The following is a 13599-nucleotide window of genomic DNA, read 5'->3' as shown; positions in this document are numbered from 1 at the left end:
ACAATACACTATTTTGGCGCGACAATTGCTATATATAATAGTGTGACAACTTAGGTGAAAGTGCTGATTAGGAGGATGATTTATAATGAATATAGTGTTAGCAAGAATTGATGACAGATTAATACATGGTCAAGTAGCAACAATTTGGTCAAAAGACACAAAATGTCAAAGAATAATTGTATGTAATGATGATGTAACAAAGGACTCAATTAGAAAGACACTTTTGGAGCAAGTTGGACCTCCAGGAATTAAATCAAGCATTGTAGGAATTGATGAGGCAATAAGGGTTTATAATAATCCAAAATACCAAGATGATAGAGTGCTATTTCTATTCACTAATCCAACTGATGTTGTAAGAATGGTTGAAGGTGGAGTAGCCATAAAGAGTGTAAATATTGGTGGTATGTCATTTAAAGATGGAAAGAAACAAATAACTAGTGCAATATCGGTAAATGATACAGATATTGAAGCTTTCAAAAAATTAAATGAAAAAGGCATTGAACTAGAAATAAGAAAAATTTCTTCAGATTCAAAAGTAGATTTAATGTCAAAACTATAAGATTCACCATATTAACTTCTATTAGTGTATAGTACGTGCCAAAGAAACTAAGGTTGAATGGGCTTTAGTTGTAAACGTTATGATTACTTGCGATGAGCTCCAAAATTTTTGTTAAGCATCTCCACCTGGAGTGAAATCAAATGTCATTACAATTCGTAAATTATTTAAATATATCATAATTATTAATTTTGGTTACAGGTTTTTCAAAACTTTTATATAAATTTTACTGTAATAAATAAAAAATTGGAGGTATAAAAGATGGTAGGAATTATTCTTGCTAGTCACGGAGAATTTGCTAAAGGCATCTTGCAATCTGGTGCGATGATTTTCGGAGAACAAGAAAATGTACAAGCTGTTACGTTGATGTCTAGTGAAGGCCCAGATGATGTTAAAGCAAAAATGAAAGATGCAATCGCATCCTTTGACAACCAAGATGAGGTTTTATTCTTAGTTGATCTTTGGGGCGGTACACCATTCAACCAAGCAAATAGTCTATTTGAAGAACACAAAGATAAATGGGCAATCGTAGCTGGTATGAATCTACCAATGGTGATTGAAGCTTATGCTTCACGTTCTTCAATGGAATCCGCACAGGAAATGGCGGCTTATATTTTAAAAGCAGCTAAAGAAGGAGTTAAAGTTAAGCCTGAAGAATTAGAACCAGAAGATAATGGTAAATCTTCTGCAACTTCGGCGGATCAATCGAGTGTAGGTGCACCTGGATCATTCGAATATGTTTTAGCTCGTATTGACTCTCGTTTACTTCATGGACAAGTAGCGACTGCTTGGACAAAAGCTGTGCAACCGACCCGGATTATTGTCGTGTCAGATGCGGTAGCCAAAGATGAGCTTCGTAGGAAATTGATCCAACAGGCTGCTCCTCCGGGTGTTAAAGCTCATGTTGTTCCAATTAATCAAATGATTAAACTTGCAAAAAATGATCAACATTTTGGCGGACAACGTGCATTGCTTCTTTTTGAAAACTCGCAAGATGTACTTAGAGCGGTAGAAGGGGGAGTACCTTTGAAGACAATCAATGTTGGCTCTATGGCTCACTCTCTGGGTAAAGTTCAACCAAACAAAGTACTTGCTTTCAATCAAGAAGATATTGATACCTTCAATAAGCTTAAAGAAGCTGGACTGGATTTTGATGTTCGTAAAGTTCCAAATGATTCAAAAGGAAATATGGACGAAATCCTCAAAAAAGCACAAGTGGAATTAAATAAACTGAAATAATTTATAATTTAACTATTTAAATGAAAAAGGGGGATTAATAATCATGGATATAAATATTGTCCAAATGATATTAGTCGTTATCGTGGCATTTATAGCTGGTATGGAAGGTATCTTGGATGAATTTCAATTCCACCAACCAGTAATTGCGTGTACGTTAATCGGCTTAGTTACAGGTAACTTAGTGCCATGCCTAATCTTAGGTGGTACTCTTCAAATGATTGCTTTAGGTTGGGCAAATATCGGTGCTGCCGTAGCACCAGATACAGCGCTTGCATCTGTTGCATCTGCAATTATTCTAGTTCTTGGTGGCCAAGGTACAGCAGGGGTTCCAGCAGCTTACGCTATTGCTGTTCCGCTAGCAGTTGCAGGGCTATTATTAACAATTATTTGTCGTACCATCGCTACAGTGTTTGTACATTTCATGGATGCTGCTGCTAAACAAGGAAATATCAGAAAAGTTGAAATGTGGCATATCATTGCTATTTGTATGCAGGGTGTACGTATTGCAATTCCAGCAGTCTTGATCTTAGCAGTTGGTGCTGGTCCGATTCGTTCAGTACTTGAAGCTATGCCTACTTGGTTAACAGGTGGTTTAGCAATTGGTGGTGGAATGGTCGTAGCTGTTGGTTATGCAATGGTAATCAACATGATGGCTACTAAAGAAGTATGGCCATTCTTTGGAATTGGTTTTGTGTTAGCAACTATTTCAGAAATTACACTTATCGGACTAGGGGCAATCGGTGTATGTGTGGCTCTTATTTACTTAAAGCTTACTAAACAAGGCGGCTCAGGTAATGGTGGAAGCTCAAATACTGGTGATCCATTAGGTGATATTATTGACACTTACTAAGAAGGGAGAGAACATGAAAATGGCAAATAAATTAAAATTAACAAAAAAAGATCGTATTTCTGTTTGGTTCCGTTCATTTTTCCTTCAAGGGTCTTGGAACTATGAAAGAATGCAAAACGGTGGTTGGGCATACGCATTGATTCCCGCAATTAAAAAATTATATAAGACTAAAGAAGATCGTGCAGCTGCATTGAAACGTCACTTGGAGTTCTTTAACACTCACCCATATGTAGCTTCACCAGTCATTGGTGTAACATTAGCCTTAGAGGAAGACCGTGCGAATGGTCTACCAATCGATGACATAACTATTCAAGGTGTTAAAGTTGGTATGATGGGACCTTTAGCTGGTATCGGAGATCCAGTTTTCTGGTTTACTGTTAGGCCAATTTTAGGGGCATTAGCGGCTTCTCTTGCTATGAGTGGTAACATCCTTGGACCAATTATCTTTTTCTTCGCTTGGAATATCATCCGTATGTCATTTATGTGGTATACACAAGAGTTTGGTTACAAAGCAGGCTCTCGTATTACCGATGATTTATCAGGTAATTTACTACAAGATGTTACAAAAGGAGCATCCATCCTTGGTATGTTCATTTTGGGATCATTAGTTAACCGATGGGTATCTGTTGTATTTGCACCGACTGTATCAGCCGTTAAGTTAGCTAAGGGTGCCTTTATTGATTGGAGCAGCCTTCCTGCAGGAGCGGAAGGTATTAAACAAGCTATGTTGCAACAATCGGGTGGCTTGTCATTAACTGATGTTAAGGTTACAACATTGCAAAATAACTTGGATTCTTTGATTCCTGGAATTGCAGGATTAGGATTGACATTACTTTGTATGTGGTTGCTTAAGAAGAAAGTATCTCCAATTACAATTATTTTTGGGCTGTTCGCAGTCGGGATTGTTTTCCACTTAATCGGTTTAATGTAATATTTTTACCCAACCTGGGCTTTTGGCCTGGGTTTTTTTATTACTTTCTATGTTAATATTGCAGCGACCCAGGAGATGATTTAATTTTATGTCTAGTAAAACTGTTTTTGACGGTTGAGCTTTGCGGAACTTGATTATTTCATCTTCAGAATGTATATTATATACTATAGTCAACAATCATTGTACAATGATTTATTAATTAATAGAAACAAATGTGTGTATAAATAGAAAAGAGGTAGATCGTATGGTTCAATCACTAAATACAAAGGTGGATCTAGTAATTGATGCAACAGCTTTTACGGGGTTTGCAGATTATGGGAAAATTATGATCGGCGACAAAGGTTTTGAGTTTTATGATTCTCGTGATTCTCGCAAATATATTCAAATTCCTTGGGAAGAGGTTGACTATGTCATTGCGTCCGTATTGCTAAAAGGAAAGTGGATTCCTCGATATGCAATCCAAACGAAGAAAGATGTTACCTATACTTTTTCTTCTAAAGAAGCAAAAAAAGTGCTTCGTGCTGTTCGAAAATATGTTGAGCCAAATCATATGGTTAATTCGTTAAGTTTTTTTGATGTGCTCAAACGAGCGGTGCAGCACCGCAGGTGATGATTTAACTAATTGGCAGTTTTTAATTTACTGTGCAGATATTTATAATTAATGGTAAAATGATATTTGTCGTTTATTTGTACTTTAGGTTAAATATAGATGATAATCATCACATTAAAGGAAGTGTAACAAAGGATGAAATCAAAAAAAAGAAGTATAGTCATTGCATTAATGGTGTCAATGTTCCTTGCAGCTGTAGAGGGAACAGTTGTGACTACTGCGATACCAACAATAGTTAAAGAGCTAAATGGGTTTGAACTTATAAGTTGGGTTTTTTCTGCTTATTTATTGACAACAGCCATTTCTACACCAATATACGGAAAATTAGCTGATTTATATGGAAGAAAAAACATTCTTTCTATTGGAATAATAATTTTTTTAGTTGGGAGCTGTCTTTGTGGGTTATCACAAAACATGTATCAGCTTATAGCTTTTCGTGCAGTTCAAGGAATGGGAGCAGGAGCAATATTTACAGTTACTTATACTATATTGGGTGACATTTTTACTGTTGAAGAAAGGCCAAAGATCCAAGGATGGTTAAGTACAGTATGGGGGATAGCAAGTTTAGCTGGTCCTTTTTTAGGGGGGTTTTTAATAGACAATTTCTCATGGCATTGGATTTTCTTTATAAACCTACCTTTTGGATTAATATCTATAGTGATTTTACAAAGAAACCTAATTGAAACTTTTGAGAAAAAGAAACATAAGATAGATTATGTAGGTGCTTTATTATTTTCAGTTGCAATTATAACGTTTTTACTGGGTAGCTTAGCAGGTGGAAAAAATAATATTATAATAGCTTTAGTAGTTACAATTGCAGTGATGATTGTGTTTTATTATGTGGAAAAAAGAGCGGATGAGCCTATTATACCTTTTGAAATTTTCACAAAAAGTAGCACCATTGTAAATATAATAACATTTTTAGCCGCAGGGATTTTAATAGGAATAGAGGTTTATTTACCTATATATATGCAAAATGTTTTAGGATTTAGTCCTACAGTTGCTGGAGTGTCTATGGCACCTATGTCTATTGCTTGGTTCTTATCTTCATTTGTTTTGTCTAAAGCTATCCCTAAATATGGTGGAAGAATAGTGATTGGCGTATCTACTCTAATTTTGCTTATTAGTTGTGTGTTTTTGTCTACTTTAAGTAGTGAATCTCTATTAGTATCAGTTATAGTTTATGGGTTCATTATGGGATTTGGATTTGGAGGAGCTTTTACTACATTAACAATAATGGTACAAGAGTCAGTGGGATATAACAAAAGAGGGGCAGCTACAGCAGCGAATTCACTGGTGCGTACACTAGGTCAAACTATAGGCGTAAGTGTTTTTGGAATTATATTAAATATGAATATAATTAAATACTTCAATAATATAGGAAGAAAGGGAATAGAACCTAACAATTTGTATTCCAAGGCAACTTTGAGTAGTGGAGTAAGTTTGCAGCAGATAAAGCAAGCTTTAAATTCAGGGCTTCATGAAGTATTTATAATATTTATCATAATTGCTTTAGCATCATTGGCACTTTCTTTTATATTTGACTCAAAATTAAAAAATAATTCATGTGAACAATAAGTTATTTAATTAATTTTTCTTCAATTTGTTTATCATTAATTTGTTTATTCATAAAATTTTCTAGTAGGGTCTTTATTAAGGCTATAGTGGGAACTCCAAGTAACATTCCTAAAACACCAAAAAAACCTCCCCCAAGAACAATTCCTAGTATTATAAGTAGTGGACTAATCCCAACCTTATCTCCAATAATCTTTGGAGATATGAACCACCCATCAATATTACTTAAGGTTGTAATAAATAGTACCAACTGAACACATTTCATTGGGCTAAAGAATATTGTTATTATAACAGCGGGAACCATCCCTATAATATTTCCAAAATAAGGGATCATATTTGTTACACCTATTACTAAACTAAAAGGTAAAGCGTAAGGTATTTTTAATATCGTAAATCCTATAAAAGTAATAATACCAAAAATAATAGAGTCAATCATTTTCCCAACAAAATATTTCTTAAAAGTAGTGTTAACTATCTTAAAAAAATCAATTATTTTAATAGCAACTGTTTCATTTAAAACAGAATAAACAAATTTTTTAAGATTAAAAATAATAGATTCTTTATCAATCAAGAAGTAAATTGAAATTACGATTCCAGACATTAATTTCATAAAAAAAGAACCCAAACCCATTAGGTAATCAATTATAAGTTGAAAACCGGGGCTAAAATATGCAGATACATCCTTATTAAAAGAACTAAGGTAACTATCTAAGTAAGAAGTAGCATCAAATTTGTTTAGTAGTTCATTTTTAGATAAAAAATTGGTAGACCATTTATACGCTTTATTTGCAAAGTGAGGGATATTATTAAATAAATCAACGGAGCTTTTAATAATATTAGGAGTAACTAAAGTGATTATAAAAATTATTATGCCTATAAATAATGTGTAAATTATGCATATACTATAAATCCTTTTCATTTTTGTTCTCTTTTCAATAAACACCATAAGCGGGTTAAGTAAATAAGCTATGACGAAACCCCAAATAAAATAAGTAAGTAAAGAAAAAAAATTATTTAATATTGAACCTATATTTTCAACGTTGTTTACTATTCTATAAAGTAGAAGGGCAATTATAATAATAGGGACAAGCTGTATATATGGTATCTTTTTATATTTAATCAATGCAATTCCTCCAGTCAATATTTAGCCGCTTGTTATAAGATCAATGTAGTATTATGTAATTGTAATATTGTAGATTAGAAGAAGATGATTGTAGCTTATTTAATTATATCATTCTTAAAACAATTTATTAATATTCATTTTTAAAAAAATTAACGATATATTGCGTAATAATAGTAGGTTACAGAAATAGGTAACACACCTTACAATTTCTGTTTGCAAACATGTGCAATAATGTGCTATAATATAGTTATATTTAAATACTAATGTTATCTTTTAGGTAGTGATGCTGATTTTTTTATTTATTTGTATAAATAATGGATATAACATGGAAATTCAATAAATATATTTATGAAAACATGAAAGACAGCAGGGTAATTCATGTTGTCTTTTAATGTTTGTAATTATATACATTGAATTTTCAGTTACTTGTAGTTAAAAAAATCATATCATTTTAAAGTTCAACACAAATTTTAGTGAAAATTATTAGTGGTAACATATGTACATAAAATAATAAACAGAAAGGCTTTATAAGCCAAGAGGAGCGAATTATTATGGAAGAAATGATTTTAGATGCATTTGAAAGAATTCCAACAAATAAAAGATTTGTAGAGGAAGGTTTTATTGCAGGTGTAATGTATGGCGATGGCGTTAAGGAAGCAACTTCAATAAAGGTTCAAGACGTTGAATTAATAAAGATTCTTAAAAAACATGGTTCTAATGCTAAAATATGGATTAAATACGGAGAAGATAAAAAATTTGGATTTATAAAAGAAATTCAAAGACATCCTGTAACAGCAAAAATTAATCACATAGACGTACAACTTGTTTCTAAAGATCGTGAAATAAAAATGCAATTACCTATTTCTTTCAAGGGAGAAGAGAATGTAGCAGCCAATCTACTTGAGTTGAAGATTTATAAAGCTGAGATAGATGTTGTTGGAAGCATGGGTATATTACCTGATGGAATAAGTATTGATATATCACAAAAAATACTTGGAGATACAATTACAATAAAGGACTTTGATTTAAATAATCAAATAAAAGTTACTGATGATGAAAATCAAATTTACGCAGCTATAGCACAAATGAAAGAAGAAGTGACTGAAGAAGTTACAGCTGAAGCAGTTGTTGCTGAAACTGAAGCTAAATAATAAAATAGTAATTATATAATAATAAAAGGATGAACATGAAAAGTTCATCCTTTTATCTATTATGGATAAAATTTAAAATGTTTTGATGATGAGGTAAGAAAAAGAATTTAAGCAAATAGATACTTATTATTGTGAGTAAAATTAGGAGGCTAAAGAATGGCAAATATATTGAGATATTCAAAAAAACAATTAGATAGAACATTAAAAGATTTCGGAAAGAGAGAAAATATAGGTTCTAATGACATATCCGAGTGGATAAGACTAATAAACGATTTTATATATGAATTTGAACTAAAGTCTGAAGTTAATGAAGTAGATAAACTTTCTATAACAACTAGCAAAGAAGAACAAGTGGTAATTGAAAAAATGATGTATGCACTAGAAGGTACAAAAACTTCTTTGAATTACATTTTTGATGGTAATATTACTTATATAGAAGAATAGGTTATTATAACAATAAAATAAATATTAAAGGAAGCCATTTAATTAAATGGCTTCCTTTAAAAAGTATCATATCATCGAAAAATTATTAAATGGAATCTAAAGAACATATAAATAAAAGTTTATTTTGAACTAGTACCTTTATTTGCATAGGATTGATTATTTAGCTTTTTTGTCTCTTCTAAAGCAGCATCACTATTGCTACTACTCATATTAGACATACCAGCACTTGATTGACTATTTAATTGTTTTGTTTCTGCTAAAGTAGAGTCACTAGTGCTGCTAGACATATTTGACATAGCAGAATTTGAAACACCACTAGTACCTTTATTTGAAGCTGATTCATTATTTAATTGAATTGTTTCTTGTAGAGTGGAAGCACTAGTGCTACTAGACATACCAGCATTTGAGTAAGAGCTTGAACCTCCATTAGCTGCTGATTGTTTATTTAATTCTTTTGTTTCTTCTAAATTGTTATTCATAAGTATCTCTCCCTTCTAATATAAAAATTACACTAATCAAGTACAGTATATAGTTTACCCATTTTATCTTAAAATATAGATGAAAATATTGAGAATTTTTACTTGAAATTTTAGGATTGTAAAAATTTTAAGATCTTATTATATATTGTAGCAGCGACGATGTGATATTTAAAAAATAAATCTAAATAGTGAAGTTTATAAGTTATATTGCAATAAATATAATAATCAGTTATACTAAATATAATGATATTTTAACGTATTTTTTTATTTATTAATGTGTAAACGATTCAATAAGACTAATTTCAAAAAGGAGTTTTGCTAAAATGGCTAAATATATAATGGCACTTGATCAAGGTACAACCAGTTCAAGGTGTATTCTATTCAATGAAAGGGGACTTATTGTAACGTCCGCTCAAAAAGAATTTACTCAGATTTTCCCAAAAGGAGGGTGGGTAGAACATGACCCAATGGAGATATGGTCAAGTCAAATTAGCGTTGCAACAGAAGCGATGGCTGAAGTTAATGCTACGGCGTCTGATATAGCAGCAATAGGTATTACAAATCAAAGAGAAACTACTGTAGTTTGGGATAGACGAACGGGAGTTCCGGTATACAATGCAATTGTATGGCAATGTAGAAGAACTGCAGAGACTTGTGATGAATTAACACAAAAAGGATTTGATAAAATTGTTAGAGCTAAAACGGGATTGATTTTAGACGCTTATTTTTCTGGAACAAAAATAAAATGGATATTGGACAATGTAGAAGGCGCTAGAGCAGAAGCTGAAGCAGGAAATTTATTGTTTGGCAATATAGATACTTGGTTAATTTGGAATTTAACAAAAGGAAAAACATATGTAACAGACTATTCTAATGCTTCAAGAACAATGCTATTTAATATTCATGAACTTACATGGGATGACGAAATTTTAGAAACATTGAACATACCAAAATCAATGCTCCCAGAAGTAAAACCTTCAAGTTGTGTATATGGCAACACCGATATTTCATTGTTTGGAGGGGAAATTCCAATTGCTGGAGCGGCTGGAGACCAACAAGCGGCATTATTTGGACAAACTTGCTATTCACCAGGAACAGCTAAAAACACATATGGGACAGGCTGCTTCATGCTTATGAATACAGGAGACAAAGCAATTCAATCTAAACAGGGATTACTTACAACGATTGCTTGGGGAATAGATGGAAAAGTAGAGTATGCTCTTGAGGGTAGTGTATTTATAGCTGGAGCAGCTATACAATGGTTAAGAGATGAGCTACGCATGATTGACAATGCTGCTGATTGCGAAGAATATGCTAATGCGGTAGAAGATACAAATGGAGTATATGTAGTTCCGGCTTTTGTTGGACTTGGAGCACCATATTGGGATCCTTATGCAAGAGGAACAATTGTAGGTCTTACAAGAGGAGCAAAGAAAGAACATTTAATAAGAGCAACTCTCGAAGCGCTTGCTTACCAAACACATGATGTTTTAAAAGCAATGCAAGAAGATTCTGGAATTATACTTACAGAACTTAAAGTAGATGGAGGAGCTTGCAATAACAATTTCTTAATGCAGTTTCAATCTGATATTTTAAACGTTCAAGTAGACAGACCAGAGGTTACTGAAACTACAGCACTCGGTGCGGCTTATCTTGCAGGGCTAGCAGTAGGATATTGGAAGAGCAAAGATGAAGTAGCAAAGCATTGGGCAATATCAAGAAGTTTCAAACCTAGTATGACAGAAGAAAAAAGAAAAGAATTACTTCATGGATGGCATATAGCTGTTAAAAGATCAGGCATAAAACTTGAATAGTAGTAACGAAATATTAATTGTTAATAATAATTTGTTATGCTATTATTAACATATGAAATATAAAAGAATAACCTAACACAGGGGAGTTGGATAGGCCAACTGAGAGAAAGAACTTTAATTCTTTGACCCTATAACCTGATCTGGATAATGCCAGCGTAGGAAGTTGTTTATTGGTGTATTATATATGTATATATTTTTATATATCAAGATAATTTAAACACGAATCCTATGGGTTTGTGTTTTTTGTTTTATAAATAAAATGGATGAATAGTGCCGCAGGTGATGATTTAACATTTAAAAAATAATTATTTTAGGAGGGAATTGATATGAAAAAAGTTTTAACTATAGCAGGTTCTGACAGCTCAGGAGGAGCAGGTGTACAGGCAGATTTAAAAAGCTTAAGTGCGAGTGGCGTATACGGGATGAGTGTAATTACAGCGATAACAGCACAAAATACTATGGGGGTTTTTGCAGTGCAAGACTTGGGCGAAGAAATCATCAAGGCACAAATTGATGCTATTTTTACAGACATAGTTGTAGATGCGGTTAAAATTGGTATGGTTTCTGTGATCTCAACTATTGATGTGATAAGTGAGAAATTAAAACAATACAAGCCTAAAAACGTAGTACTCGATCCCGTAATGATCTCAAAAAGCGGTTATTCACTGTTAAAGCCAGAGTCAAAAACGGCTTTGGTTAAAAAATTAATTCCACTAGCGTCAATTATTACACCTAATGTCCCAGAGGCTGAAGAAATTTTAAAAGAAGTAAATTCAGATATTACGAGCATTGAAACAGTAGTAGATATGGAAAGTGCAGCAAAAGAAATGTACAAGCTAGGATGCAAAAATGTGCTTTTAAAGGGAGGACATATGCAGGGGGAAGCCGTAGATGTGTTTTATGATGGAAGTGAAATTACACATTTTACGTCTGAGAGAATAAATACAAAAAATACTCATGGAACTGGATGTACTTTGTCTTCAGCCATAGCTGCAAATTTGGCGCTTGGCTATAGCATGAAGGATTCAATAAAAAATTCAAAGCAGTATATAACAACTGCTATAAAGCATTCTTTAGATATTGGGCATGGGGTGGGACCTACAAATCATTTCTACGAATTATATAAAAAAGCAGGGATGGCAAATGATTAAGGATAGTGAAAAACTGGATTTTTAGCAGCGAGTTCTGTAAACTTAATAACACAAAATTTAAGGGGAGTAAATAATGTATTAGTATGTATCATATTTATAGCAGTAGATATTACTTTATAAAACGTTATTTATTACTTGGAGCTACAATGCCCGTTATGATTATTACAGGATTTATATAAACAATAATTTGGAGGATGATGTCAAAATGGAAATTAATAAGAAAATAATTAAATTACTAAACAATTTAAGAGAAAAAACCCCATTGGTGCACCAAATAACAAATTATGTTACCGTTAATGATTGTGCCAATATTACACTAGCAATAGGTGGGTCACCGGTTATGGCGGAGGATATTCATGAAGTTCGCGAGATGGTATCACTTGCATCTTCACTTGTTATAAATATAGGAACATTAAATAGTGTAATTATAGAGGCTATGATTGAGGCAGGAAAGATGGCAAATGAATTAAACATACCTGTTATCTTAGATCCTGTCGGAGTAGGTGCAACAACTTATAGAACAGAAACTTGCAAAAGAATTATAAATGAAGTGAAATTAGCAGTTATTAGAGGGAATTTATCTGAAATAAAAACAATTTATGGTATTAAAACTATAACAAGAGGTGTAGATGCTAGTGAGAGTTTTTCTGTAGATAGTAATGAATTTACAAGAGAGAAAGAAATGGCAAGGAATTTTGCTGTTAAATTTAATACGGTAGTAGTTATAACAGGTGCTGTAGACATTATATCAGATGGTAAGACTCTTTACACCGCATCTAACGGTCATAAAATAATGTCTAGGGTTACAGGTACAGGATGTATGTGTACTTCCGTTATTGGTTGTTATTTAGGCGCTGGAGATAATAATTTAATAGCAGCACTCGCAGGAATTGTTTCAATGGGTATTGCAGGAGAAACAGCTTATGAAAGCTTAGATAAAAATAGCGAAGGATCAGGAACATTTAAAGTGAAAATGCTAGATGCTATTTACAGTTTATCTGAAGCTCTAATAATGGAAAGGAGTAAAATAAATGAAGAATAATGTGAATTATAGCCTTTATCTCGTTACAGATAGAGATGTGTTAGTGGATTTAGATATATTTGCAGCGGTGGAGGAAGCAATAAAAGGCGGGGTTACATTAGTCCAGCTTAGAGAAAAGAGATTAAGTACTTTAGAGTTTTATAATATTGCAGTGAAAATAAAAATTATTACAGATAAATATAAGATTCCCCTAATAATAAACGATAGAATTGATATTGCACAGGCCATAGATGCAGCGGGGGTACACATAGGTCAAAGTGATATGCCAGCGACTATCGCGAGAAGTATAATAGGAGATAATAAGATACTAGGGGTTTCTACTGCAACACTTAAGGAAGCACAAAGGGCAGAAAAACAAGGAGCAGATTATGTGGGTGTTGGAGCGATGTTTCCTACAACTACTAAAGATGATGCAAGTGCAGTTTCTGTATTAAGTTTAAAAGAAATAAAAGAAAAAATTTCTATCCCTGTAGTTGCTATTGGTGGAATTAATGAAAAAAATGTAAATTTATTAAAGATAGCAAATATTGATGGAATAGCTGTTGTTTCAGATATTCTTGGGAAAAAATCTGTAAGGTCATCAGCAGAAAAACTATGTTCTTCCATAAAGCAGAAATAATAGTGGGGGGGATTT

General features: G+C 32.8%; 14 protein-coding genes and 1 riboswitch. Of the genes, 12 read left to right on the top strand and 2 right to left on the bottom strand.

Annotated features, from left to right (window positions below; all coding sequences use genetic code 11):
* Positions 1-85 precede the first annotated feature (85 nt).
* The 6 genes from ACWJJ2_RS08705 (at position 86) to ACWJJ2_RS08680 (ending at position 5764) form a co-directional block, all read left to right on the top strand.
* Positions 86-559: a mannose/fructose/sorbose PTS transporter subunit IIB gene (locus ACWJJ2_RS08705; RefSeq protein ID WP_216302922.1), complete on the top strand. Its 474-nt coding sequence runs from the start codon at positions 86-88 to the stop codon at positions 557-559.
* Between the two features lie 258 nt (positions 560-817).
* Positions 818-1795 (top strand): mannose/fructose/sorbose PTS transporter subunit IIA, encoded by a 978-nt coding sequence (locus ACWJJ2_RS08700; RefSeq protein ID WP_216302921.1) that lies wholly within the window; start codon positions 818-820, stop codon positions 1793-1795.
* 43 nt (positions 1796-1838) lie between these two features.
* Positions 1839-2645 (top strand): PTS mannose/fructose/sorbose transporter subunit IIC, encoded by an 807-nt coding sequence (locus ACWJJ2_RS08695; protein WP_216302920.1) that lies wholly within the window; start codon positions 1839-1841, stop codon positions 2643-2645.
* Between the two features lie 19 nt (positions 2646-2664).
* On the top strand, positions 2665-3576 hold the full coding sequence (locus ACWJJ2_RS08690; RefSeq protein WP_216302919.1) for a PTS system mannose/fructose/sorbose family transporter subunit IID: 912 nt from the start codon (positions 2665-2667) through the stop codon (positions 3574-3576).
* Between the two features lie 244 nt (positions 3577-3820).
* Positions 3821-4186 (top strand): DUF956 family protein, encoded by a 366-nt coding sequence (locus tag ACWJJ2_RS08685; RefSeq protein WP_462954259.1) that lies wholly within the window; start codon positions 3821-3823, stop codon positions 4184-4186.
* Between the two features lie 135 nt (positions 4187-4321).
* Entirely contained in the window at positions 4322-5764 is a 1443-nt protein-coding gene (locus tag ACWJJ2_RS08680) for an MDR family MFS transporter (RefSeq protein WP_216302917.1), read from the top strand.
* A 1-nt stretch (position 5765) separates the two neighbouring features.
* Here ACWJJ2_RS08680 and ACWJJ2_RS08675 read toward each other — a convergent pair whose 3' ends face one another.
* Positions 5766-6884: an AI-2E family transporter gene (locus tag ACWJJ2_RS08675; protein ID WP_462954258.1), complete on the bottom strand. Its 1119-nt coding sequence runs from the start codon at positions 6882-6884 to the stop codon at positions 5766-5768.
* Positions 6885-7435: 551 nt separating this feature from the next.
* On the opposite strand from ACWJJ2_RS08675, the gene ACWJJ2_RS08670 reads away from it, so the two are divergent.
* Both ACWJJ2_RS08670 and ACWJJ2_RS08665 read left to right on the top strand, forming a co-directional pair.
* Positions 7436-8035, top strand: coding sequence for a 50S ribosomal protein L25 (locus tag ACWJJ2_RS08670; protein WP_216302915.1), 600 nt, complete (start codon positions 7436-7438; stop codon positions 8033-8035).
* 156 nt (positions 8036-8191) lie between these two features.
* Complete coding sequence (locus ACWJJ2_RS08665; protein WP_165413144.1) at positions 8192-8479, top strand: hypothetical protein; 288 nt, start codon at positions 8192-8194, stop codon at positions 8477-8479.
* A gap of 119 nt (positions 8480-8598) precedes the next feature.
* Here ACWJJ2_RS08665 and ACWJJ2_RS08660 read toward each other — a convergent pair whose 3' ends face one another.
* Entirely contained in the window at positions 8599-8958 is a 360-nt protein-coding gene (locus ACWJJ2_RS08660; protein ID WP_216302913.1) for a hypothetical protein, read from the bottom strand.
* Positions 8959-9281: 323 nt separating this feature from the next.
* On the opposite strand from ACWJJ2_RS08660, the gene glpK reads away from it, so the two are divergent.
* From glpK to thiE, 4 genes are all read left to right on the top strand, one after another.
* Entirely contained in the window at positions 9282-10772 is a 1491-nt protein-coding gene (glpK, locus tag ACWJJ2_RS08655; RefSeq protein ID WP_216302912.1) for a glycerol kinase GlpK, read from the top strand.
* 69 nt (positions 10773-10841) lie between these two features.
* A riboswitch (TPP riboswitch) is annotated at positions 10842-10952 on the top strand.
* 146 nt (positions 10953-11098) lie between these two features.
* On the top strand, positions 11099-11923 hold the full coding sequence (gene thiD, locus ACWJJ2_RS08650; protein ID WP_216302911.1) for a bifunctional hydroxymethylpyrimidine kinase/phosphomethylpyrimidine kinase: 825 nt from the start codon (positions 11099-11101) through the stop codon (positions 11921-11923).
* 205 nt (positions 11924-12128) lie between these two features.
* Positions 12129-12965 (top strand): hydroxyethylthiazole kinase, encoded by an 837-nt coding sequence (gene thiM, locus ACWJJ2_RS08645; RefSeq protein ID WP_216302910.1) that lies wholly within the window; start codon positions 12129-12131, stop codon positions 12963-12965.
* Positions 12955-13584: a thiamine phosphate synthase gene (gene thiE, locus ACWJJ2_RS08640; RefSeq protein WP_216302909.1), complete on the top strand. Its 630-nt coding sequence runs from the start codon at positions 12955-12957 to the stop codon at positions 13582-13584. Before thiM ends, thiE begins: the two co-directional genes overlap by 11 nt.
* Positions 13585-13599: the final 15 nt, after the last annotated feature.

It is taken from the genome of Clostridium sp. CM039, assembly GCF_055081075.1.
This window is presented reverse-complemented; position numbering and strand designations above follow the sequence as displayed.